This is a genomic window from Luteibacter sp. 9133, from assembly GCF_000800155.1.
Taxonomy (GTDB): domain Bacteria; phylum Pseudomonadota; class Gammaproteobacteria; order Xanthomonadales; family Rhodanobacteraceae; genus Luteibacter; species Luteibacter mycovicinus.
In genome coordinates this window covers 2,478,648-2,502,179 of record NZ_JUHO01000001.1, presented here as the reverse complement: position 1 = coordinate 2,502,179, position 23,532 = coordinate 2,478,648, and the positions used below count along the sequence as shown (strand labels likewise).

The window sequence follows — 23,532 nt, the reverse complement described above, 5'->3', positions numbered from 1 at the left end:
TCACCGCCGATGACAGACCTCCGCTTCGACAACGCCTTCGTCCGTGAGTTGCCGGCCGACCCCTCGTCGCTGAACGCTCCCCGGCAGGTGGAGGGCGCCGCCTATTCATGGGTGGCGCCCACACCGGTGGCGGCCCCGCGCGTGGTCGCCGTGTCGGACGAGGTGGCCGCGATGCTGGGTATCGATCCGGACGCCGCGGACTTCGCCGAGGTGTTCGGCGGCAACGCGTTACTCCCGGGCATGCAGGGCTATGCGATGGCCTATGGCGGCCATCAGTTCGGTCACTGGGCGGGCCAGCTGGGCGATGGACGAGCGATCGGGCTGGGCGAGGTCCTGACGGCCCACGACGGCCGCCAGGAGCTGCAGCTGAAGGGCGCGGGTCGTACACCGTATTCGCGTGGCGCGGATGGTCGTGCCGTGCTTCGCTCGTCCATCCGTGAGTTCCTCTGCAGCGAGGCCATGCACCACCTGGGCGTGCCGACCACCCGGGCGCTGTCGCTGGTGGCGACCGGTGACGAGGTGCTCCGGGACGTCATGTACGACGGCCATCCCGCGCTCGAGCCGGGCGCCATCGTCTGCCGCGTGGCTCCGTCCTTCCTGCGCTTTGGCTCGTACGAGCTGCCGACCTCGCGCAACGACGTGGCGCTGCTGCGCCAGCTGGTCGACTTCACCATCCGCACCCATTTCCCCGCGTTCGCCGGGCTGCCCGACGCCGGGCGCTACGGCGCCTTCTTCGGCGAGGTCTGCGAGCGCACGGCGAAGCTCATGGCTCACTGGATGCGCGTGGGCTTCGTCCATGGCGTGATGAACACCGACAACCTGTCGATTCTGGGCCTGACGATCGACTACGGTCCTTACGGCTGGGTGGACAACTTCGACCCCGACTGGACGCCGAACACCACCGACCGTGCCAACCGCCGCTACCGCTTCGGCCACCAGCCGCGGGTCGCGTACTGGAACCTGCAGCGTCTGGCCCAGGCCCTGGCGCCCCTGTTCGAGGGGACCGGGGCCCTCCAGGCCGGGCTGGACCGCTACGTGGAGGTCTTCGAGGCCACCGACGCCGCGTTCTCGGCCGCCAAGCTGGGTCTCGTCGGTACCCGCGAGGGTGACGATGCGCTGGTCGCCGACCTGCGTGGCCTGCTGACGGCTGGCGAAATGGACATGACGATCTTCTTCCGCGACCTGGCGGCGCTCGACCTCGACGAACCGGCCGTCGGCACGGTCGGTGCCGCGTTCTACACCGAGGCGGGCCGCGCGGCGGTCAGCGACGCGCTGGCGACCTGGCTGACGCGCTATGCGGCGCGGGTGAAGAACGACGAAGGCACGCCGGGTGAGCGCCTGGCGTTGATGCACGCGAGCAATCCGCGCTACGTGCTGCGCAATTATCTCGCCCAGCAGGCCATCGACCGGGCGGAGCAGGGCGACTACGCCGGTGTCCACGAATTGCTCGACACACTGCGTCGCCCCTACGACGAACAGCCCGGTCGCGACCACCTCGCCGGTCGCCGTCCGGACTGGGCACGCGACCGCGTGGGCTGTTCGATGCTCTCTTGCAGCAGCTGAGCGGGGCCCGCTCGCGCTAGAATCGGCGGCCATCCCGTCGCATTGAGGTCCATGGCGTTGTCCGCCGGAACCGCATCCGAAGCCGCACTCGACGCCCTGTTCGTCCCGTTCATCACGGGTGAACTGGCGTGGCCGGCCGATGGGCGCGTCCTGTTCCTGCGTGCGCGCGACGGCTTCGTCCTCCGTGAGCGGCGCCGTCCCGGCTGGGTGATGCAGCAATCGTTCAAGCCCGCGGCCGATGCGCTGGCGCGCTCCGGCTTCGAGGTCGTCTCCGACCCGCCGGAGGGCGCGTTCCGTGTCGTGATGATCCTGCCGACCCGTCAGCGCGAAGAGAGCCGGGCCCTGTTCGCACAGGCCATGTGTCGCGTGGGACGCGACGGCATCGTCGTGGCCAGTGTGCCTAACAGCGAAGGCGCCAGAACGGCCGAGGCCGATCTCGCCGCGTTGGCCGGCGGTGTCCGTCAGCTGTCCAAGCACAAATGCCGGGTGTTCTGGACGCGCGCGGGTGCCGGGCCCGACATCGCGTTGATGGAGCAATGGCTCGCCTTCGATGCGCCACAAACGATCGAAGACGGTCGCTTCATGAGCCGCCGCGGTCTGTTCGCCTGGGATCGGATCGACACGGCGTCCGCGCTGCTCGCCGAGGTGCTGCCGGATGACCTGCATGGTCGCCTGGCCGACCTTGGTGCGGGCTTCGGCTATCTCGCCTGCGCGGCGATCGCGCGTTGCCCGGGCATCGTCGCCGCCGATCTCTACGAAGCGGAAGGTCGCGCCATCGCCCCCGCCACGGCCAACCTCGCCGAAGCGGTCGCCCACGCGAATCGCCGTATCGCCACGTCGGTGCGGTGGGCCGATGTGACCCACGGCATCGGTACCGGTTACGACACCATTCTTTCCAATCCGCCGTTCCATCAGGGACGTGCGGACCAGCCGGAACTCGGCCGCGCCTTCATCGCCACCGCCGCCAGCGCGCTGGCGCCGACCGGCCGGTTCTGGATGGTCGCCAATCGCCACCTCGCTTACGAGGCGGCACTCGACGCGGCATTCGCCCGCGTCCGCACGGTCGTCGAACGCGACGGCTTCAAGGTCATCGAAGCACAGGAGCCCCGTCGATGAAGCTCGTCCGCCTGTTGGCGAATCTAGGCTATGGCAGCCGCAAGCAAGTCGCATCCATGTTCCGCGAAGGTCTGGTCACCGATCCCGCGGGCGAGGTGCTTTACGCCGACGACAAGGTCGAACACGCCGACGTGCGCTTCGACGGCGAACCGCTGGACCCGCCGCAGGGCCTGCTGTTGATGCTCAACAAACCCAGCGGCTACACCTGCTCGCGCAAGGACGTCGGCCGCCTGGTCTACGACCTGCTGCCACCCCGCTTCGCGTTGCGCAATCCCGTACTGTCGACGGTCGGCCGCCTCGATCGGGAGACGTCGGGCCTGCTGCTGTTCACCGATGACGGTCCGCTGCTGCACCGGATCATTTCGCCGAAGGCCTCGCTGGCCAAGGTCTACGAAGCGACACTGGCCGAGGATCTGCGTGGCGACGAGGGCGATACGTTCGCCGCCGGCACGTTGATGCTGGACGGCGAAACCGAACCGCTGCTTCCGGCGACGCTGGAGGTGCTGGGGCCGCGTCATGTGCGTCTGACGCTGACGGAAGGCCGTTATCACCAGGTGCGGCGGATGTTCGCGGCGGTGGGCAATCACGTGGTGACGCTCGAGCGTACGACGCTGGGTGGGTTGTCGCTGGACGGGCTGCCTTCCGGTGAGTGGCGTGCGCTGGATGAGGCGGATAAGGCACGGATGTTTGGCAGGTAGGGACAGCTGCTTCGCGGCGTCCGCAGCGGGAAGCCTGTCGCCTGTGGGTTATGGACGTGCCGTCTACGCCGGGTGCAGTATCCCGGAGTTCCCTCGATTCCACAGGAGTGCATGATGAGAAAGATCGCAATCGTGGCCGCAGGCCTGTTCGTCTGCGCCGCCGCACAGGCTGCCGAGAAGAGCGTGGTGGTGCCGCTCACCGCCGTGACCGCCGATGGCGCGGGCGCGTCCGTCGGCAAGGTGACCGTCACCGAGAGCGCCGGCGGTCTCGTGTTCACGCCGGACCTCAAGGGCCTGCCGCCGGGTACGCATGGCTTCCATCTGCACGAGAAGGCCAGCTGCGACCCGGGCGAGAAAGACGGCAAGAAGGGCGCCGCGCTCGCTGCCGGTGGCCACTTCGACCCGGCCAAGACCGGCAAGCACGAAGGTCCGGATGCCATGGGCCATGAGGGCGACCTGCCGCGCATCGAGATTGCCGCCGATGGTACCGACACCACGCCGGTAACCGCGCCGCACCTCAAGACGCTGGCGACGCTGAAAGGCCATGCGCTGATGATCCACGCCGGTGGCGACAACTACGCCGACCAGCCGGAACCGCTGGGCGGCGGTGGTGCGCGCATCGCGTGCGGCGTCATCAAGTAAGGGCGACGTGAGTCAGGGCTCGCTGTTCGCTGCCGGACCGCTCGTGATCGTCGACGATGAGCACGGGCGGTTCGCGTACGAGCCGGGCCTTATCGCGCCCCCGATGGCGGCGCGATGGTTTGACACCCTGATGGCTACGATTCCGTGGCAGGCGCAGCGGCGTGAGATGTACGGGCGCGAAGTGGACGTACCGCGGCTGGTCCAGCATTACGCGCTGGACGATCCGGCTCTGCCGTCGCCGCTGACCGAGGCGGCGCGCGAAGCGATCGCCGCGACCGGCGTGCGGTTCACCTCCGTGGGCCTCAATCTTTATCGCGATGGCCGTGACAGCGTGGCGCCGCATAACGACCATATCGACGAGATCGCGGAAGGCGAGCCGATCGCGCTGCTGTCGTTGGGTGCGACGCGGCGGATGACGCTGCGTGAGCGCGAAGGGGCGAAGCGCAGCTTCGACCTGGATCTGGAGGCGGGCAGTCTGCTGACGATGAGCCATGCCACGCAGTTCCATTACGACCACGGCATACCGAAGTCGCGCGGCGAGGTCGGGCCGAGGATCAGCCTGGCCTTCCGGGTGCGCCCACGCGGCGGGTCCGCGGGGCGGCGTTATCCGACGAAGCCCGCTTAACGGGCCATCACGTGGTCAGAAGAGGTCGATACTGCCGAGGGCGACCGGCGCGGCGAGCTCGCCACGCTGGGTCAGGCTTTCGTAGCCGTAGACGCTGTTGCGACCGTTCTCCTTGGCGAAGTACAGCGCCTTGTCCGCGCGATCGAGCACGATTTCGGGATAGTCGTTCTCGGTGATCCGCGCATAGCCGATGCTGACAGTGACGTGGCCGACCTGCGGAAACGTGTGATCGGCGATGAACTGCCGGAAGCGGTCCAGCGCGTGTTGCGCCACGTATTCGTTTTCCGCGGCGATCAGCATGACGAACTCTTCGCCGCCGAAGCGGAAGAGCACGTCGCTCTGGCGGAAGCTGGCGCGCATCTGCTGGGCCAGCATCAGGATGACTTCGTCGCCGTAGACGTGACCGTAGGTGTCGTTGATCCGCTTGAAGTGGTCGATGTCGAGGATGGCGAGGTAGATCTTGCTGTCGTCGTCGCGCACGCCGCCACGGCGTTCGTCCTCGCCGCCCACGGCGGCACGCGCACGCTGGCGGCTGAGCTTGAGCAGGCGGCGCAGGCGCTGTTCGAAGCTGCGGCGGTTGTACAGGCCGGTCAGCTTGTCGCGCTCGCTCTCGTTCAGCAGGGCGATGTAGTTGCCGTAGATGCGCGCGAAGCCTTCGACCATCACACGGACGGCGTCGAGCGAATCGTCGGCCTCGAGCATCAGGGCGCCGATCGCGGACCCGTCGCGTTGAATGGGAATGACGAGGCGGCAGTCACCGTTGTCGGTGACGTCGCTGATCGCTTCGAGGGTTTCCATCGCGCAGACGATGGTGTCGACCGGGTCGCCCTCGCGCGGTGGTTCCAGCGCGTTGACGACGAATCCGCCCTCGCTCTTGCGGCCGCAGACCACCATCGACTCGATGGGCTGTTGCAGACTCTCGCCACGCTTGCACAAGGTGACGCTGTTGACCGGCATAAGCTCGGCCAGCGAAAGGACCAGGCTGTGGTCCAGGGCGTCGATATCGCGGTGGTGGGTGAACTCGGCCACCGACGCCAGCAGTCGCGTCTCGGGAAGGCCGCCCGTCATGGCATGCCACGGCGTCTTCATGGACGACCCCACGACGAGGCGTGGCGAACGCGATAGTGACTACTGACTGGCACCGAACACTTCCTCCCCCGAGTCGGGCGCGCCGGATGGCAGCCCCGTGTCGTTTCGACCGGCTTCCACCGGGCGACCCTCAAGGGTGCTAACGGCAGTGCAGCCGCGAACTTTAGGGAAAACACGGCCCAATGTAAAAAAATGCGACGTACGTCAGGTTTACAGGCCTTCACGATCGTGAAGGACTGCGCTATAGACGCCGCTCAGTCGCCTTCGAGCCAGCCCCGCCATTTGAAGAACAGCACGGGCAACAGGATGCTCAGCAGGATGGCGCCGATCGCCATCGGGTAGCCGAAGGTCCAGTCCAGCTCGGGCATGTGCTTGAAGTTCATGCCCCAGACGCCGGCCAGGATCACCGGAGGAATGGTCGCCACGGAGGTCACCGTCAGCACCTTCATCACGTGGTTCTGGTCCGTGCTGATGAAGCCCAGGCTCGCATCCAGCAGGAACTGCAGCTTGTTGGTCAGCTGATCGTCGAACTCGTCCAGGGTGCGGAGGTCGTGATCGACCACGCGCAGGCGGACCTCGACCTGATCGGACATCCACTCGGGTTGCTTGGCCCTGACGAACGAGACGATACGCTGCACGCCCAGCATGGAAGAGCGGTTGCGTGCCTGCTCGCCCTCGAGCCGGCCGACCTCGAGCATGCAGTCGCGCAGGGCGGGCGTGCCCAGACGCTCGGTGGTGAAGACGCGGTCGGACAGCTGTTTCAGATCGGCGGAGACGTCCTCCATGCGCCTGGCCGCGAGATTGACGATCGCCTCGATCAGCGTCGCCAGCACGTCGGCGCTGGAATCCCAGTGCTGCTCATCGCAGCTCCGCGCCGCCAGGTCGAAGGCGGGCGAGGTCTGGAAGCGAAGCGTCATCAGGACATGCCCGGTGACTACGATGCCGACGGGGGAAGGGCGATGGCCGGTACCGTTGGGGGCGTCGGGATCGACATCCGCGAAATACGGGATCGACAGGTACATCGCGTCGTCGTCCGTGCGGATACGGCTGGACAGGGCGAGGTTGTCGACGTCCGCCCGTTCCGGAATGCGCAGGCCGGAGATCTCGGCGGCACATTTTTTCTCGTCTTCGCTGGGATCGAAGAGGTCGACCCAGATGGGAGCTTTCGGCCTGCCCATGTCCGCTGTCCAGCGGATAGGCTGGCTTTGGCCGTGTTCGTGAATGATCAGCACGCTGGGTTCGATCCTGTCGGCCAGGGAAGCCGCCGGCCGGGGCCGGCGGCCGGAGCAGTTTACGCTTCCAGGGTGGCGTCCATGCTGATCGCGGCATTCAGCACCTTGGATACCGGGCAGCCTTCCTTCGCCTGCCTGGCGATGGCTTCAAAGCCGGCCTGGTCCGTACCGGGGATCTTCGCCTTCACGGTGAGATGCACCTTGGTGATGGAGAAACCTTCGCCGTCCTTGTCGAGGGTGACGTCGGCCTTCGTCTCGATCCTGTCGGGGGTGAGGCCGGCGTTGCCCAGCATGAGCGACAGCGCCATCGAGAAGCAGCCAGCGTGCGCGGCGCCGATCAGTTCCTCGGGATTGGTGCCCGGGCCGTCTTCGAAGCGCGACTTGAAGCCGTAGGGGGCTTCCTTCAGTACGCCGGTCTGCGTGGAGATCGTGCCCTGGCCATCCTTGATGCCGCCTTTCCAGACCGCTGAGCCTGACTTCTGCATGGAGATTCTCCTTCGGTGGGGGGATGATCGGCTGACCTTAACGGCCCGCCCATCCAGAGAATGCGAAGGTGCGGCTGTCCTTCTGATGGAGATGATCGATGAGCGACAACGCGAAACCGCTGGAAATTACGCATGACACCGAAAACCAGGTGTTCACGACCGTGGTGGACGGTCACACCTGCGAGGTGGAGTACCGCCTCGCCGGCAACGTGATGACGATCACGCACACCGGTGTGCCATCGCCCGTGGGCGGGCGGGGCATTGCCTCCATCCTGACGAAATCCGCCGTGCAGGCCGCAGAAGCCAGGGGCTGGAAGGTCCAGCCCGCTTGCTCCTATGCGGCGACCTGGTTCAAGCGCAATCCGGAGTTTTCCCACTTGCTGGCCTGACGGAGTCCAGCTCGCCGACAGGGTTGGGCCCCGGCGAAGCCTGTCTCCCGGAGCCGGGCTCCCACCAGAGCCTGTCTCCCGCCGGAGGCGGGCTTCGGTCACATCTCCCAGACGGCCACCAGCGAAGGGGTGCTCGCGAGAGTAATGAGTGTCGTGATAGTTTTCACACCTCAATCACACACCAGGTCACCCCATGCGTACGAAGTGGATCGCCGCGGCCGTCGCGCTCGCCTTCACCCAGGCCAGCCTCGCCGACACCCCGACGAAATCCGCCGATGACCCGCGTATCGCGGCCATCCTCTCGTCGCTGGCCAAGGTCCGCACGATCGAGTCAGTCGCGCTTTCGCCCGATGGCAGGCAGCTGGCCTGGGCGGTGAAGACCGATGGCAAGCCGGTGATCGAGATCGCCGACGCGCAGGGCCAGCATGCCCACCGCATCACCGCGAGCAAGGGGTGCAGCGAGACCTCGGTCGCCTGGGCCGCCGACTCCCGCCACCTCGCCTTCCTGTCCGATTGCGCGGGCAGCGCCCCGGGCGTGGAGGAGGGCAAGCAGAACGACATCTACACCGTCGACACCGGTACCCGCGCCGCGCCCGTGCGGCTGACCCACCTTACCGGCTACGTCAGCGGCCTCGAATGGCGCGCTGACGGTAAGCAGCTTGGCTTCCTCTACGTGCCGAACGCGACCCGCCGCGCCAGCGCCACCGCGGCGGCGAAGCCGCAGCTGGGCGAAGTCGGCGTCGAGGGTATCGAAGTGCAGCAGGTGGCCAGCGTCGACGCGGCGGGCGGGGACGTCCACGTCCTCACGCCCGCTGGCCTGCACGTCTACGAGTTCAGCTTCTCGGCCGACGGTGCGCGCATCGCGTACGTCGCGGCCGAGCCGCCGGGAGACAACAACTGGTGGGTTGCCAAACTCTACGTCCAGCCGTCGACCGAAGGTGGCAAGGGTGACGTCGTCGTCGACACCGCAACGCTCAGCGGTCCCCTCAAGGGGCTGCAGGTGGCGGTGCCGCGCTTCTCGCCGGACGGCTCACGCATCGCCTTTATCGGCGGCCTCATGAGCGATCAGGGCTCGACCGGTGGTGACATCTGGACGGTCCCGGCCACCGGCGGTGCCGCGCCCGTGGACGTCACCCCGGAAATCCACACCACGCCGGCCTGGCTCACCTGGACGGCGAACGACGCCTTGCTGGTGGGTGAGCACACGGGCGGGTCGAGCCGCGTGTCCCGTTATGCGCTGCCGGCTGAAGGCGTCGCCACGGCGACCCGCCTGTTCGATCTGCCCATGACGATCGGTGACGGTCGCCTCTCGATGTCCTTGTCGCTGGATGCGAAGGCCACCAAGGCCGCGTTCGTCGGCAGTTCGTTCGACAAGGCCTATGAGGTACAGGTCGCCACGCTCGCCGCCGCGCACGCGCCGGTGGCGGTGACCTCATTCAACGCCGCGCTCAAGCCGTCGTGGGGCAAGGCCGAATCGATCTCGTGGACCTTCGAAGGCCACGAGGTGCAGGGCTGGCTGCTGTATCCGGCGCGCTACAACCCGAAAAAGCACTACGGGATGATCGTCTCGGTGCACGGCGGTCCTGCCGCGGCGGTCACGCCGCGCTGGCCCGGTGTCGGCTACGGCGGTGCGCCGCTTTCCGCGCTGGGCTATTTCGTGTTCATGCCCAACCCACGTGGCAGCTACGGGCAGGGCGCGGCGTTCGTCCAGGCCAACCGCAAGGATTTCGGCTACGGCGACATGCGCGACATTCTCGCGGGCGTCGATACGATCGAGAAGAATCACCCGGTCGACGACAAGCGCCTCGGCCTCACGGGCTGGAGCTACGGCGGCTTCATGACGATGTTCGGAGTGACCCAGACCAACCGTTTCCGCGCGGCGGTCGCGGGCGCGGGAATCTCCAACTGGCAGAGCTATTACGGCCAGAACCTCATCGACCAGTGGATGACGCCGTACTTCGGTGCGTCGGTGTATGACGATCCGGCTGTCTATGCGAAGAGTTCGGCCATCAATTTCATCAAGCAGGTGAAGACGCCGACGCTGATCGTGGTCGGCGAGCGTGACGCCGAGACGCCCGCCCCGCAGTCGTTCGAGTTCTGGCATGCGCTGCGCGCCCAGAACGTGCCGACTTCGCTGGTGGTCTACCCGGGCGAGGGTCACGGCTTTGCGCGCGATGAGAACCGCCGTGACGTGCTGGCCCGCGCCCTGGCCTGGTTCGATCGCTATCTGCCGGCCAGTGGGAACTGAGCCGGCTTCCGGACAAGTACGCAGGTAGTGCACATTTTCGGAAAGGCAGGTCCTCAGGCGGATTGCGTTTTTTTGCCGGTCTATCATCATCCGATCAGTGATGGCGTTCTTTTTCTCACGCAGGGCTAAAGTCGGGGGCGGTGGTGGCCGTTAGACCTAGGGAGACGTCGTTTCGCGCCTGGCGTGTTTCCAGGCTCCCGGGCGCGGTCGTTCCGTTTTTAAAGCAAGACGTGCCCCGGATACCGGGCCGGAGCGTGGTGTGTTGAACCATCGTAGCGTCGAGAGTGGCCTGCACCTGGCCGCATCGAAGTGTGCCCGCTGGACCCTTCCGTGGTCGGGCGACGGTACGCGCTGTGCCAATTTCGGCACCGTTGGCGCTGGACCGGGCTGGGTGGTCAGTCTGATCGTCGTCGTCGCGGTGGCCACTGCCGCCATCGTCTGGCTGGTGGGGCAGCGCCGCCAGTTGCGCAGCCGCCTGCGCGATCCGCGCGAGCAGGCTCGCCGGGTGCTGGCCTTTCACGCGTATCACGACACGCTGACCGGGCTGCCGAACCGTGCCTTCCTGCTGCAGACGCTGGAACAGGCCCTGGCCGACTCCTCCGACGACTCGCTCGCGGTCATGTTCATCGACCTGGACGGCTTCAAATCCATTAACGACACGCTCGGCCATGAAGCGGGCGATGCTTTCCTTCAGGCGGTCGCCACCAGCCTGCGCAGCAGTGTGCGTGAGCGCGACACGGTCGCGCGCTTCGGTGGCGACGAATTCGTCGTGGTGGTGCAGGCCTATGGCGGCATGGAAAACCTTGTTCGCGTCTGCCGGAAGGTGCTGGATCTCGTATCGCAGCCGGTCAGCGTGGCCGGCCAGTTCGTTGCGGTAAGCCCGAGTATCGGCGTCGCGGTATCGCCCAAGGACGGTACGGTGGCCGACATGCTGATCCGCAACGCGGACGCAGCGATGTACGCGGTAAAGGAAACCGGCAAGGCCGACTTTCGCTTCTACGAGGAGGGCATGCTCGAGCAGGCCCGCGAGCGCGTCGCGCTCACCGTCGAACTGCGGGAAGCCCTGCAGCAGGGCAACCTGGGTGTCGAATACCAGCCTAAGCGTCACCTGCGCGACGGCACGCTGGCCGGCGTCGAAGCGCTGGCCCGGTGGAACCATCCCACGCGCGGCCAGGTGCCTCCGGCCGTCTTCGTCGCGGTGGCCGAGCGCTCCGGCCTGATCCACGCGCTGGGCGAATACGTGCTGCGCGCGGTGCTCACGCAGGTCAAGGCCTGGGATGCCGCCGGCATCGCGGTCGACTACGTGGCGATCAACCTGTCCATGCACGAGCTGACCCGCCCGGCCTTCGTCGAAACGCTGCATCGCGTGGTGCGCTCGTATGGCGTGGATCCGATGCGTATCCGTTTCGAGCTCACCGAATCCACGGCGATGCGCCAGCCGGAAGAGACCATGCGCCAGCTGGTCAAGCTGCGTTCGCACGGGTTCGATCTGCTGATCGACGATTTCGGCGCGGGTTACTGGAACCTCGGTCACCTTCGGGAACTCCCGGTGGGCACGATCAAGATCGACCAGTCGTTCGTGCGTGGCAGTTCGCTCAATCTGGCGGATCGCGAAATCACCGAAGCGATCGTCGGCCTCGCCAAGAAGCTCAACATGCAGACGATCGCCGAAGGCGTCGAAACCGAAGCGCAGGCCGACTGGCTGCGCGATCTCGGCTGCGACATCGGCCAGGGCTATTTCTTCGCCCGGCCGATGACCGCGGATGCCTTCAGTCGTTACCTCGACCCGACGATGGCCTATGCTGGCTGACCGCGCACCGCGGCCCGTTCGCTCACCGCGCCTCCGAGCACGTCTGGTCGCCTTCGCGGCCCTGCTGTGCTTTGTCGTCGTTTCGGCGGTCTCCGCGCAGGTTACTCCGACGGGGAACGCGTCGACGGTGGGCGTGGATCCGTGGGCGGTCTACGAGACCTCGTGGTTCGACACGCTGGGCGTGGCGGATGGCTTGCCCCATTCGACCACAACCGCCATCGTGCAGGACAAGCGCGGGCTGATATGGATCGGCACGTTCGGTGGCCTGGTCCGCTACGACGGCTACCGCACGCAGGTGTTCGGGCAGGAGCCCGATTCCTATGCGGGCGCCGTGCTGCCCGACGCCTACGTGCGCGCCCTGATGCCGCTGGACGACGGAGGCCTGCTGATCGGCACCAACACCGGTGGCCTCGTGCGCTTCGATCCGAAGACGATGCGCTTCCACGTTTATCCGGTGGGTCCCGGCGGGACATCGCACGCGAAGATCTTCTCGATCGCCGCGTCGCGCGAGCCCAACGTGTACTGGGTCGCGACGGAAGGCGGCATCGATCGCATCGACGTGACCAGCGGCCACATCGAGCGCGTCTCGGGGCTGCCGGGCGACGAGAAGGAGATGCTGCCGCGCACCTTCGTGGTGGCGGAGGATGCAGTCGGCAATCTGTGGGCCGGGGCGGATAACGGCCTGTTCGTGCGTCGTCGCGGCGGTCATTTCGAGCGCGTCGTCTCGTCGGACCCGGCGATCGACGAGATCCTGCACGATCAGGTCTGGGCCCTGCTGCCCGACAGCAAGCGGCAGCTGTGGGTGGGCACCGGGCAGTCCGGGGCGATCTACATCGACACCGCCGGGAAGGGCCATGCGGTGCCGGGCCTGTCGGGCAAGAACAGCCTCGCCCACCGGCGCACCGTGCGCGCGTTCCATGAGACACCGCAGGGCGTACTCTGGGCCGCGACGGATGGCGCGGGGGTCGTCACCTTCGACATGAACACGGGTCGCCTGCGTCCGCTCAGCCACGACGCGGCGATGCCGTCGTCGCTGCCGGGCGACATTACCCGCGACATTTACCAGGACACCGCGGGCAACATCTGGGTCGCGACCGAACTCGGCGCGGCGCGCTACGACCCGAACGGGCGCAAGGTGTTTTCCGTGCTGCCGTCGCCGCTGGAGACCCACACGCTGTCCAACGCCAACGTGCACTCGGTGTTCGTCGATCCGCGCGGAAGGGTCTGGCTCGGTCTCGGCATGGGCCGCATCGATCTGCTCGACCTGGGCAAGGGCAGCATGCGTCACCTGCAACTCGGTGGCGAACAGGCCGAGCGCGACGTGCAGGCCTTCGTCGTGGCGCCCGACGGGTCGATCTGGGCGGGTGCGCAGGGCATTTCGCGGATCGATCCTGAGACCTTCGAGCTGAAGAGCTCGGTGATCCCGAGCCTGGACGGCAAGCTGATCCTGTCGATGCAGCGCGATGGTGACGATATCCTCATCGGCTGCTATGACGGCCTGTTCCGCTACGACACGGCGACCGGCGCGCTGGTGCAGATGCGCCACGACGCGTCCGACCCTAAGAGTCTGGTCGGCGACCAGGTACGTTACATCACGCGCATGCCCGGGGCCTGGTGGTTCTCCACCATCAGCGGCATCAGCATCGCGTATGACGGCAAGCCCGGCTTCGTGAACCTGCATCACGACCCGGCCGACCCGACCAGCCTGCCGCACGACTACACCGGCTCACTGGCGTTCGATTCGCACCACCGCCTGTGGATCGGGACGTTCGGCGGCATCGCCTACCTCGACGACTTCAAGCCGGAAGGACCGTTCCGCTTCGGCGTGATCGGTGCGCGCGAGGGTCTGGTCAATACCAAGATCAACGCGTTGCTGGTCGATCACGACGATCGCATCTGGGCCTCGATGGCCAACGGTGTAGCGATGGTCGATGCGAACAGCCGCCGCGTCTCCGACCTGGGTATCCGTGACGGCCTGCGTATTCCGAGCTACATCCATCGCTCCGCCGCCGAGGCGCCGGGCGGCGAACTGATGTTCGGCGGTCTGGGCGGCCTGACCGTGGTCCGTCCGTACTGGGTGGCCCCGCATGTGCCGCCGCCGCGTCTCGCCATCACGCATGTGTCGACCAACGACAAACCGCTGCCACTCGCCGACCTGCCTGACGATGGCGGCCACATCACACTCGATGGCGATGGCCGGCGGTTACGTGTGGACTTCGCGCTGCTGGACTTCCGGGCGCCGTCGGAAACCCATTACGCCTATCGCATGGACGATGCGGATGGTGGCTGGAACGAGGTGGCCCGTGGCCTGCCGCCCAGTGCGATCTATACCAACCTCGCCAGCGGCAGCTACACCCTGCGACTGCGCGCGACCATGCGCGGGCTGGATGGGCGTACCGTGGAGTCGTCCGTTCGCGTGACGGTGGTGCCGCGCTGGTACGAAAGCCCGTGGACGCTGCTCGCCGGCGTGGCGCTCGGCGTCGTCGCGTTCTTCGGGCTGGTCTATCTGCGCACGCTGTACCTGCGCCGTCGCGCCGAGTTGCTGCAGGTCCAGGTCGACGCGCGCACAAGGGATCTGAAGGCGGCCAACGAGCGGCTGGATCACCTCGCCGGCACCGACGAACTGACCGGCTCGCTCAACCGTCGCCGCTTCCTCGAACAGGCCGAGCGCGTACGCCAGGGGGCGTCCACGGACGGGATTCCGTTCAGCGTGGTCCTGCTCGATATCGACGACTTCAAGTCGGTCAACGATACGTTCGGCCATCTGGCCGGCGATACGGTGATCCGCGAGACGATGCGCGTGATCTCGTCGATGTGCCGCGCGGACGATCTCGCGGGACGCTTCGGCGGTGAGGAATTCATCCTCTGCCTGCCGGGCGCGCTGGCCGAGCATGCGCTGGATATCACCGAGCGCGTGCGTCATGCGCTCGGCGCGATGACGATCGTGCACGGCGACTACCGGATCCGCATCACCGTGAGTGCGGGCGTGGCCATGTGGCGTTCGCCCGAGTCGCTCAATTCGCTGCTGGGACGCGCGGACGAGGCGCTGTACGAGGCCAAGAACGACGGCCGCAACCGGAGCCGCATCGCGGGGCTGTAGAAGCGCGCAAGGCCTCTGTAGAAGCGCGCCCCGCGCGCGACACCCGTCACCTCAATCGCGGAAATTCTCGAACTGCAGCGGAATTTCCACGTCCGCCTTGCGCAGCAGCGCCATCGCCGTCTGCAGGTCGTCACGCTTCTTGCCAGTGACGCGGATCTTCTCGCCGTTGATCTGCGCCTCGACCTTCAGCTTCGCTTCCTTGATCTTCGCGATGATCTTCTTCGCGACCGGCTGCTCGATCCCCTGCTTGATGGTGACCTTCTGCCGGCCCTCGGCCAGGTTGGTCTCGACCTTGCCGACGTCCATCGAGCGCACGTCGATCTGCCGCGCGGAGAGGCGGGCGCGCAGGATGTCCATGATCTGGCCGACCTGGAACTCGTTGTCGGCACGCAGGGTCAGGACGTTCTCTTCCTGCTCGATCTTCGCCGAGGTGCCCTTCAGATCGAAGCGCGTGGTGACCTCGCGGTTGGCCTGGTCGATGGCGTTGACGAGCTCGTGTTTGTCGACTTCGGAAACGATGTCGAAGGAGGGCATGGCGGGGTCCTTGTCTAAGGTGGCGATGACCAAGTTTACGCGACGGCGGTACCATGTGCGTTTGCACCACGGAAACCACGCATGGAATACGACGTACTCGTCATCGGGGCAGGCGCGGCGGGCCTGATGACGGCCATCGTCGCGGGCGGCCGTGGGCGGCGCGTGCTGGTGGTCGACCATGCGAACCGGGCAGGCAAGAAGATCCTGATGTCCGGCGGCGGCCGCTGCAATTTTACGAATACCGCCACCACGCCGGCCAACTTTCTCTCGGCCAACCCGCATTTCTGCAAGTCCGCGCTGGCGCGCTACACGCCGTGGGATTTCATCGCCATGGTCGACCGCCACAGGATCGCCTGGCACGAGAAGTCGCCAGGCCAGCTGTTCTGTGACGAATCGTCCAAGCTGATCGTGCGCATGCTGCTGGACGAATGCGCCGCGGCGGGCGTGCGTGTCGAGACGAACTGCGGCGTATCGCGGCTGCGTGCGACCGACGGTGGCTTCGCCTGCGACACGCCGCTGGGCCCTGTGCGCGCCCCGTCGCTGGTGATCGCCACGGGCGGGCTGTCGATTCCCAGCCTCGGGGCCACCGGCTTCGGCTATGAGGTGGCGAAGCAGTTCGGTCATGCCGTGCTGCCGCTGCGCGCCGGTCTCGTGCCGCTGACGCTCAGCGGCAAGCACCAGGAACGCTTCGACGGCCTGGCTGGCGTGGCGCTTCCCGTCGAAGCGACGGTTGGCGATACCTCGTTCCGTGATGCCTTGCTCATCACCCATCGCGGCGTCAGTGGCCCGGCGATCCTGCAGATCTCCTCGTACTGGCAGCCCGGTGCCGACCTGCGGGTCAACCTGCTGCCGGACGTGGACGCCGCCGAGGCCTTGCGCCAGGGGCAGGCCGAGCGTCCGGCCGCCGAGCTCAAGACAGTGCTGTCGTCGCTGCTGCCGCGCCGTCTGGCCGAGCGCCTCTGCGAGATCTGGCTGCCCAATAAGCCCATGCGTCAATACCGCGCCGCCGAGCTGAACGATATCGGCGCACAATTGGCCGACTGGCCCATCGTCGCCAGCGGCACCGAAGGTTACCGGACCGCCGAAGTCACCCTCGGTGGTGTCGATACCGATGAGGTGTCTTCCTCCACCATGATGTCGAAAAGACATCCGGGCCTGTATTTCGTCGGGGAGGTTCTCGACGTGACCGGCCATCTCGGCGGCTACAACTTCCAATGGGCCTGGGCTTGCGGACATGCCGCCGGCCTGGCCGTCTGACAGGAGCACGACATGCGTATCGGTTTTCTCGGCCTCGGCGCCATGGGCGCGGCCATGGCCTCCAACCTCATCAAGGCCGGCCACGAAGTCACCGTCTGGAATCGCTCGGCCGATGCCGCGAAGCCGTTGGCGGAGCAGGGCGCCACGGTCGCCGCCACCCCGGCCGAAGCCGCCGCGGGCGCCGAGGTCATTCACTGCATGCTGGCCAACGACGCGGCCGTGCGCCAGGTGCTGATCGACGGCGGCGTGCTCGACGCCTTGCCCAGGGGGGCGGTCCACGTGAACCACGCGACGATCTCCGTCGCGTTGGCGCGTGAGCTGGTCGAAGCGCACGAGACGCGCGGCCTGGGCTTCGTCGCCGCGCCCGTATTCGGTCGTCCCGACGTGGCTGCCGCCGGCGCGCTCAACATCGTCGTCGCCGGCAAGCCGGATGCCGTCGCCACGGTGCAGCCGCTGCTGGATCTGCTTGCCGGCAAGATCTGGCCGATGGGCGACGACCCGATCCGCTCGGTCATCGTCAAGATCGGCGGCAACTTCATGATCGGCGCCGCCATCGAAAGCATGGCCGAGGCCACGGCGCTCACCCGCGCTCACGGCGTCTCGGCCGCCGACTTCCTCGACGTGATGTCGAATTCGCTGTTCGCCGCGCCGGTCTTCAAGAATTACGGCGGCCAGATCGCGAAGAACACGTACGAACCGGCGGGGTTCAAGCTCAGCCTGGGATTCAAGGACGTGGGTCTGGCCCGTTCGGCGGCCGACGCCGAGCGCGTGCCCATGCCGCTGGCCAGCCTCTTGCACGACACTCTGCTGGAGTCGCTGGCACAGGGCGACGGCGACATCGACTGGGCAGGCATGGCCCGCGTGGCGGCGGCCCGCGCCCACCTCAAGGACTGAAACGTTAGAGCCGATTTACGCAAGTCTTCACAATCTCCAGTCCGACGGGTCCGCAACAATGGGGCTCGCACGCTGTTGTGCTGTCTTGGGAACGAAGTCATGTCGGCAACCTGGAAGACGGTTTACGAGGGAGAACACGAAGGCCGCTCGGTCACGATCAAGGAATCCAACGACCACACCTTCAAGGTACTGACGAAGCAGAACTTCCACGATGAAGGCATCGCCTACCAGGAGGGCGACCGCTACGTCCACGTCTCGCCGGCCAGCGTCGGCGAGCAGGTCGAAAGCGAGGTGAACTCGCGCGATTCGCTCGAAGAGGCATTGAAGGAACTGCATTTCTCGTCGGAATCGGTCAAGGCGATTCTCGGCAAAATGCACTGACGGACCGGTAGCCGTTTCTGCCATGATGGGGGTTCGTTCCCCCATACAGGCGCATCCCGTCCATGGCAGAAACGATGTCCCCGACGATCGAGCGCACGGTTCCACGCGTGCTGATGTGCGCTCCGACATTCTTCGAGGTCAGCTACGTCATCAATCCGTGGATGACCGACCACGTGCATGACACCACCAGCGAGCGCTCGCGCCGCCAGTGGGACGCGCTGCGCGACACCGTGTCGCGCCATGCAGACGTGGCTCTCCAGCCGCCGGCGGAAGGGCTCCCGGATATGTGCTTCGCGGCCAACGCGGGCCTCGTGTTCGGCAATGCTTTTGTACCGAGTCGCTTCCGCTATGCCGAACGGCAGGGCGAGGAAGCGCATGCCCGGGCGTGGTTCTCACGTCATGGATTCGACATCGTCGATATCGCTGAAGACGTCTTCTTCGAAGGGGCGGGTGATGCGTTGTTCGACCGCGGTGTGTCGCGTCGTTTGTGGATGGGGCACGGACATCGGTCCGATCCCTTGGCAGCATCCGAACTGGCGACGCGTCTGGATATCGAAGTCATTCCGCTGAAGCTCGCGGATCCTCGTTTCTACCACCTGGACACGTGTTTCTGTCCGCTGGCGGGCGGCTACACGTTGTACTTCCCGGATGCTTTCGATGCGGCGTCCCTGGCGTCGATCGAGAAGCATATCGCGCCGCATCTGCGCATTCCGGTCAGCGAGCACGATGCGCTCGATTTCGCCTGCAATGCGGTGAACCTCGGCAAGGTCGTGATCCTCAATCGTGCGGGGCGGGATCTGCGGTCGCGGCTGGAGGGCGCGGGTTTCATGCTTATCGAAGTGGCGCTGGATGAGTTCATGAAGTCTGGCGGCGCCGCCAAGTGCCTGACTTTACGGCTGGATGAGGTCACTGGGGTCTAACGGCTCGGCGTTGGGGCAGGGAGCCGTCGGCTGCCGTTTCTGTCGCTAAGTCCTCCTACGGCCTTCGCCTTCGTGCGGAAGCGCTCCAGGAACGGCAGCCGACGACTCCCCTCCAGCGCTGCCGCAGGTTGATTTGGCGAGCCGAGCCGAGCGTGCGTTGCACTCGGGGCATCCCCGCAACGCCACCGTATGCTGGCATATCGGTGCTCTGCGCTCGACGCTCTCCGACCGGCGGCGTCACGGGCTGGAGGGTGCCGTTGGGTGTCGTTCGCGGAGCGCTTCCGCACGAAGGCGAAGGCCGTAGGAGGACTTAGCGACGAGAATGGCACCCAACGGCACCCGTGCCACAACGCAAAGCTCCTCAGCTCTTCTTCCGCCGAGCCAGCCATTTATCGAGTTCATTCGCGAAGTTCTGCCGATCGCGTGGATGCATCGCGGCGGGCCCACCGGTGTCGACGCCCGATCCGCGGAGCTCTTCCAAGAAGTTACGCATCGAGAGGCGCGCCGCGATCGTGTCCTTCGTGTACATCTCGCCGCGCGGATGCAGCGCCAGCGCGCCCTTCTCGATCGCGAAAGCCGCCAGCGGAATGTCCTGCGTCACCACGAGGTCGCCCGGATGCACGCGGCGGACGATCTCGTCGTCGGCGACGTCGAAGCCGCCCGGAACCTGGATCGACTTGATGAAACGGGAGGCCGGTGTGCGGATCCACTGGTTGGCGACCAGGGTGACCTCGACCTGCTCGCGCTCGGCGGCACGGAACAGGATGTCCTTGATGACGTTGGGGCAGGCGTCGGCGTCGACCCAGATGTTCACGATCAGACGTCGATCCAGTCCACGTGGCCGTCGATGATGGTGTTGGTACGACCACCGACCCACACGGCCTCGCCGTCGATGCGGATGATGATGCGTGCGTCGTGCCCGACTTCGCGACCCTGGCTGACGATGTAGCCCTTCGCCAGCTGACCGGTCCGGTCGCGCTCGGCGACGTAGGCGGCGATCAGGCCGTTGGCGGCGCCCGATGCGGGGTCTTCGACGATGCCGACGCCGGCGGGGAACGCGCGCACGGCCAGGCCCTCGGCCGAGCGTGCGAACACGCACAGGCCCAGCGTATCGGTGGCCAGGGCGAGACCGCGGATGGCCGCGTGGTCGGGGCGCCAGCTTCGCAGCGCGGCTTCGTCGGCGAATTCAGCGATCCACCAGCGACGGCCACCTTCGACACAGGCCGGAGGCAGTGCGCCTGGCTGCACGCCGTAGAGAACGGCCGACAGGGTCTCGCCGCCGTGCGATGCGTCACCGACGATGCGGGCCTTCGGCGACTGCACGAAGAGTTCACGCGAGGGACCTTCGCCCTCGACGCGGATCGGCAGCACGCCGGCGCCGCATTCCTGCCAGATGACGCCGGCGGCATCGGGTTTCACCAGGCCGGCATCGAGCGCGGCATGCGCGCTGCCGATCGTCGGGTGGCCGGCGAAGGGGATCTCCTTGGTCGGTGTGAAGATGCGCGCACGATAATCCGCACCGGCGGCGCGCGCGGGCATCAGAAACGTGGTTTCGACCAGATTGGTCCAGTGGGCGAAGCGCTGCATGCGCGCGTCCGACCAGCCGTCGGCTTCGACGACGACACCGAGAGGATTACCGCCGCCGTGACGGGCGGCGAAGACGTCGAGCTGCTTGTAACGGGTCGAAGGCATCGGTGGGACCGGATCGATGGGGGAGGGCGCCATGATAGCCGCATCATTCGACATCGGGCCCCGCAAGCGCGAAGATGCGCGCTGGCTCGACCCCTGAAGGACACTGTTCCAGGCATGATTACGCTGATCATCATCCTCGTGACCTGCGTGGTCTCGATCGTCGCATTCCGCAACCAGCGCCTGCTGGACGACCTCATCCTCTGGCCGCCGGCCTTGTCGCGAAGCCGTGAGTACTACCGGCTGGTGACCTATGGCCTGGTCCACGCGGACATGGGCCACCTGTTCTTCAACATGTTCTCGCTGTACTTCGTCGGCCGCAGCATGGAGCAGCTGTTCACGCAGGAAATGGGGCCGCTGGGCTTCGTCACCTTCTACATCGGTGCGCTGGTCTTCTCGATCCTGCCGTCATACATGGCCAACCGTCGCAACGCGGGCTATCGCAGCCTGGGGGCGTCGGGTGCGGTCTCCGCCATCCTCTTCGCGTTCATCCTGGTCCAGCCCTGGGCACGCATTATCGTGTTCATCGTGCCGATGCCGGCGATCCTCTATGCCGTTCTTTTCGTGGTCTATTCGATCTACATGGACAAGCGCGGCGGTGACAACGTCAACCACAGCGCGCACCTGTGGGGCGCGGCTTATGGCGTCATCTTTACGATCGCACTGGAGCCGCGCGTGCTGCCGTATTTCCTGCAGACGCTGATGAATCCGCGGTTCTGATCACCCCGAACCTGAATTCTTTCCGACGGATTTGTGTGACTTCGGGCGACGGCTGATACATCATGCGGTTGTCCGCGACGAAGACCTATCACTTTTGAGTCGTCCGGCATGCACGCGGGTTTCCCCCGGTGGGGTGGTTCGCGTCGGCTACTACCGCAGGAGGAATGAACGCATGGCTACGACCCGCAAGTCCGCCGCGAAGAAGTCCGCGGCAAAGAAGACGGCCACGAAGAAGACCGCCGTCAGGAAGGCCGGCGTCGCCGCCGCCGCGAAGAAGACGGCCCGTAAGAGTGCCGCACGTCCGGCAGCGACGAAGACGGCAGCTAATACGACTGCCGCTAAGAAGACTGCCGCTAAGAAGACTGCCGCTAAGAAGACTGTGGCGAAAAAAGCGGTGGCGAAGAAGGGCACGGTCAGGAAAACCGCCGTCAAGAAGTCGCTGGCGAAGAAGGCTGCTGTGAAGAAGGCGGCCGTAAAGAAATCGCCGGCGAAGAAAGCGCCGACCCGCAAGGTCGCTGCGAAGAAAGCCGTCAGCAAAACCGCTGTGCGTAAGGTCGCAGGCAAGAAAGCCGCCGCGAAGAAGGTCGCCAACCGGCCGTCGACGCGCAAGTCGGCGGCGAAGAAGGCGCCCGCCCGCAAGGTCGTTGCCGCGAAGAAGGTCGCAACAAAGGCGCCGGCCCGGAACGTCGCCGCCACCAAGAGCCCGGCAAAAAAGGCGGCGGTAAAGAAGTCCGCGAGTAAGTCGGTCGTACGTAAGGCACCGGCGAAGAAAGCGGCGGTCCCGACGACGTCGGCTACGGCGGCAGCCGCGTCCAGGAAGTCCGCGCCGCGTTCGTCCGCTGCGCACCCCGTCGAGCACAAGCCCGTCCAGCGGGCACCGGAAACCAGGGCCGCACGTCAGGCGTCCCCGTCAGTGGCGAAGCCGAAGGCGACACCGACATCGGCGCCAGCGCCGGCGCCTAAGCCCACGTCGGGCGCCAGCCCGACGCCCGTCGCGAAGGCCGCCCCCAGGCCGCGTCCGAAACCCGTTCCGACACCCGCTCCAGCACCTTCACCCGCCGCTGAGCCTTCGGCCGACGAGCCGGTTCAGCACATCAGCCAGGAAGAAGCGGTAGCGCATATCCAGGCGTTGCTCGATGCCAAGCGCGAACGCGATCGTCAGCCACCGACATGGCCCACGGGCGAAAACGGCAACGGTACGCCGGCCGTGCAGCCAGGCAATGAGCCCAATCCAGCACCGAAGTCGCCATCGGCGGAAGCGACTCACGCCAACGCGGCGCACGAGCGCGGCGATCAGCAGAAAGACAAGGGCTGAGATGCAGCCTGAATGAAAGGCAAGGGCCGCCACGTGCGGCCCTTCTCGTTTTAGCGGCCATTCAATCGCGCGAGCGCAGTGTCCAAAGCGCCATCTGCCGAGGTTCCCCATGCGTACCGCGCGCGTCTTGTTGTTGACCCTGGCTGTCTGCCTTCCGCTCACCGGGTGCTACTACGACCCGGGCTACGGCTATGTCCGTAACGGCTCGGGCGGAGACGCCTACTACGGTGAAGAGACCACGACGACGGTCGTCGATCCCGGCTACGGCTACTACGACAATGGCTATGGCTACGGTCCGGGTTGCTGCTATTCGGGCGTCACGGTTGGGGCGGTGTGGTACGACTATGGCGGTCGTCGGTATTACCGCGGGCGCGATGGAAATTACTTCGACCGCGACGGGCATCGCGGCCCGCCTCCGGGTCGCGGCGATCGGCGACCGCCTCCCGGCGGCTGGCACGGTGGCGATGACGATCACCGGCCGCCCGGCGGCTGGCAAGGGGGAAATCGTCCCGGCGGCTGGCAGGGTGGCCGTCCCGGTGGCGATCGCCCCGGGGGGTGGCAAGGTGGCCGTCCCGGCGGCGAACGGCCTGGCGGTTGGCAGGGCCAGCGTCCGCCGCAAAACGGCGGTGCCGGAGGCGGTAACCGTCCGCCGCCGCCCGGCGGCTGGCACGGCGGTGACCGTCCTGCCGGCGGCAACCCCAATGCGCACCCTCCCGGGCAGCGTATGCGGGACGACAATGGCGCGCGTAACGATCGCCGCGGCAATCGCGATCGGTAAACGCTGACGCCGCAACGCGGACCACGCTGAGGTCGTCGCCACCTACG

At 66.5% G+C, this 23,532-nt stretch carries 22 protein-coding genes; 16 read left to right on the top strand and 6 right to left on the bottom strand.

The features are described 5' to 3' along the window. Window positions 1-9: 9 nt before the first annotated feature. The 5 genes from FA87_RS10770 (at window position 10) to FA87_RS10750 (ending at window position 4,644) form a co-directional block, all read left to right on the top strand. On the top strand, window positions 10-1,563 hold the full coding sequence (locus FA87_RS10770) for a YdiU family protein (protein WP_043694522.1): 1,554 nt from the start codon (window positions 10-12) through the stop codon (window positions 1,561-1,563). 51 nt (window positions 1,564-1,614) lie between these two features. Beyond that, window positions 1,615-2,679, top strand: a complete 1,065-nt coding sequence (locus FA87_RS10765; protein WP_156128536.1) for a methyltransferase — start codon at window positions 1,615-1,617, stop codon at window positions 2,677-2,679. Continuing rightward, on the top strand, window positions 2,676-3,377 hold the full coding sequence (locus tag FA87_RS10760) for a 16S rRNA pseudouridine(516) synthase (protein ID WP_036112560.1): 702 nt from the start codon (window positions 2,676-2,678) through the stop codon (window positions 3,375-3,377). Before FA87_RS10765 ends, FA87_RS10760 begins: the two co-directional genes overlap by 4 nt. A 114-nt stretch (window positions 3,378-3,491) precedes the next feature. Continuing rightward, window positions 3,492-4,019 carry a superoxide dismutase family protein gene (gene sodC / locus FA87_RS10755; RefSeq protein ID WP_036112562.1) on the top strand — a complete coding sequence of 176 codons (528 nt, stop codon included), beginning with the start codon at window positions 3,492-3,494 and terminating at the stop codon, window positions 4,017-4,019. A 43-nt stretch (window positions 4,020-4,062) separates the two neighbouring features. Next, on the top strand, window positions 4,063-4,644 hold the full coding sequence (locus FA87_RS10750; protein WP_052191509.1) for an alpha-ketoglutarate-dependent dioxygenase AlkB: 582 nt from the start codon (window positions 4,063-4,065) through the stop codon (window positions 4,642-4,644). A 15-nt stretch (window positions 4,645-4,659) separates the two neighbouring features. On the opposite strand, the gene FA87_RS10745 is transcribed toward FA87_RS10750, so the two are convergent. The 3 genes from FA87_RS10745 to FA87_RS10735 all read right to left on the bottom strand — a co-directional run bounded on the left by FA87_RS10745 (window position 4,660) and on the right by FA87_RS10735 (window position 7,450). After that, entirely contained in the window at window positions 4,660-5,733 is a 1,074-nt protein-coding gene (locus tag FA87_RS10745; RefSeq protein ID WP_051943524.1) for a GGDEF domain-containing protein, read from the bottom strand. A gap of 254 nt (window positions 5,734-5,987) precedes the next feature. Continuing rightward, the gene (locus tag FA87_RS10740; RefSeq protein ID WP_156128535.1) at window positions 5,988-6,965 is read right to left on the bottom strand and encodes a CorA family divalent cation transporter; all 978 of its coding nucleotides are present in this window, start codon (window positions 6,963-6,965) and stop codon (window positions 5,988-5,990) included. Window positions 6,966-7,024: 59 nt separating this feature from the next. Continuing rightward, window positions 7,025-7,450, bottom strand: a complete 426-nt coding sequence (locus FA87_RS10735; protein ID WP_043694519.1) for an OsmC family protein — start codon at window positions 7,448-7,450, stop codon at window positions 7,025-7,027. A gap of 98 nt (window positions 7,451-7,548) precedes the next feature. Between FA87_RS10735 and FA87_RS10730 the strand changes: the two genes are divergently transcribed. The 4 genes from FA87_RS10730 to FA87_RS10715 all read left to right on the top strand — a co-directional run bounded on the left by FA87_RS10730 (window position 7,549) and on the right by FA87_RS10715 (window position 14,997). Continuing rightward, on the top strand, window positions 7,549-7,839 hold the full coding sequence (locus FA87_RS10730; protein ID WP_036112569.1) for a GNAT family N-acetyltransferase: 291 nt from the start codon (window positions 7,549-7,551) through the stop codon (window positions 7,837-7,839). Between the two features lie 193 nt (window positions 7,840-8,032). Then, the gene (locus tag FA87_RS10725; protein ID WP_043694517.1) at window positions 8,033-10,087 is read left to right on the top strand and encodes a S9 family peptidase; all 2,055 of its coding nucleotides are present in this window, start codon (window positions 8,033-8,035) and stop codon (window positions 10,085-10,087) included. Between the two features lie 262 nt (window positions 10,088-10,349). Then, the gene (locus FA87_RS10720; RefSeq protein ID WP_156128534.1) at window positions 10,350-11,897 is read left to right on the top strand and encodes an EAL domain-containing protein; all 1,548 of its coding nucleotides are present in this window, start codon (window positions 10,350-10,352) and stop codon (window positions 11,895-11,897) included. After that, a complete protein-coding gene (locus FA87_RS10715; protein ID WP_081996566.1) occupies window positions 11,887-14,997 on the top strand; it encodes a ligand-binding sensor domain-containing diguanylate cyclase in 3,111 nt (1,036 codons plus the stop codon). Before FA87_RS10720 ends, FA87_RS10715 begins: the two co-directional genes overlap by 11 nt. A gap of 51 nt (window positions 14,998-15,048) precedes the next feature. On the opposite strand, the gene FA87_RS10710 is transcribed toward FA87_RS10715, so the two are convergent. Continuing rightward, on the bottom strand, window positions 15,049-15,531 hold the full coding sequence (locus tag FA87_RS10710; RefSeq protein ID WP_043694515.1) for a YajQ family cyclic di-GMP-binding protein: 483 nt from the start codon (window positions 15,529-15,531) through the stop codon (window positions 15,049-15,051). Between the two features lie 81 nt (window positions 15,532-15,612). On the opposite strand from FA87_RS10710, the gene FA87_RS10705 reads away from it, so the two are divergent. The 4 genes from FA87_RS10705 to FA87_RS10690 all read left to right on the top strand — a co-directional run bounded on the left by FA87_RS10705 (window position 15,613) and on the right by FA87_RS10690 (window position 18,983). After that, entirely contained in the window at window positions 15,613-16,788 is a 1,176-nt protein-coding gene (locus FA87_RS10705; protein ID WP_043694513.1) for an NAD(P)/FAD-dependent oxidoreductase, read from the top strand. Window positions 16,789-16,800: 12 nt separating this feature from the next. Further along, a complete protein-coding gene (locus FA87_RS10700; protein ID WP_043694510.1) occupies window positions 16,801-17,682 on the top strand; it encodes an NAD(P)-dependent oxidoreductase in 882 nt (293 codons plus the stop codon). Window positions 17,683-17,781: 99 nt separating this feature from the next. Beyond that, window positions 17,782-18,063 (top strand): hypothetical protein, encoded by a 282-nt coding sequence (locus FA87_RS10695; RefSeq protein ID WP_036112584.1) that lies wholly within the window; start codon window positions 17,782-17,784, stop codon window positions 18,061-18,063. A 74-nt stretch (window positions 18,064-18,137) separates the two neighbouring features. Continuing rightward, complete coding sequence (locus FA87_RS10690) at window positions 18,138-18,983, top strand: arginine deiminase-related protein (RefSeq protein WP_043697934.1); 846 nt, start codon at window positions 18,138-18,140, stop codon at window positions 18,981-18,983. Between the two features lie 361 nt (window positions 18,984-19,344). Here FA87_RS10690 and FA87_RS10685 read toward each other — a convergent pair whose 3' ends face one another. Together FA87_RS10685 and FA87_RS10680 are read right to left on the bottom strand one after the other, a co-directional pair. Continuing rightward, window positions 19,345-19,800 (bottom strand): YaiI/YqxD family protein, encoded by a 456-nt coding sequence (locus tag FA87_RS10685; RefSeq protein WP_342633162.1) that lies wholly within the window; start codon window positions 19,798-19,800, stop codon window positions 19,345-19,347. Continuing rightward, window positions 19,800-20,675 (bottom strand): PhzF family phenazine biosynthesis protein, encoded by an 876-nt coding sequence (locus FA87_RS10680; protein ID WP_043697928.1) that lies wholly within the window; start codon window positions 20,673-20,675, stop codon window positions 19,800-19,802. The genes FA87_RS10685 and FA87_RS10680 overlap by 1 nt, the downstream gene beginning before the upstream one ends. 114 nt (window positions 20,676-20,789) lie before the next feature. Between FA87_RS10680 and FA87_RS10675 the strand changes: the two genes are divergently transcribed. The 3 genes from FA87_RS10675 (at window position 20,790) to FA87_RS20750 (ending at window position 23,485) form a co-directional block, all read left to right on the top strand. Further along, window positions 20,790-21,392 carry a rhomboid family intramembrane serine protease gene (locus FA87_RS10675; protein ID WP_043694507.1) on the top strand — a complete coding sequence of 201 codons (603 nt, stop codon included), beginning with the start codon at window positions 20,790-20,792 and terminating at the stop codon, window positions 21,390-21,392. Between the two features lie 172 nt (window positions 21,393-21,564). Beyond that, window positions 21,565-22,707: a histone H1-like repetitive region-containing protein gene (locus FA87_RS21310; RefSeq protein WP_275041274.1), complete on the top strand. Its 1,143-nt coding sequence runs from the start codon at window positions 21,565-21,567 to the stop codon at window positions 22,705-22,707. A 109-nt stretch (window positions 22,708-22,816) separates the two neighbouring features. Continuing rightward, the gene (locus FA87_RS20750; protein ID WP_051943535.1) at window positions 22,817-23,485 is read left to right on the top strand and encodes a hypothetical protein; all 669 of its coding nucleotides are present in this window, start codon (window positions 22,817-22,819) and stop codon (window positions 23,483-23,485) included. The last annotated feature ends 47 nt before the right edge of the window (window positions 23,486-23,532 follow it).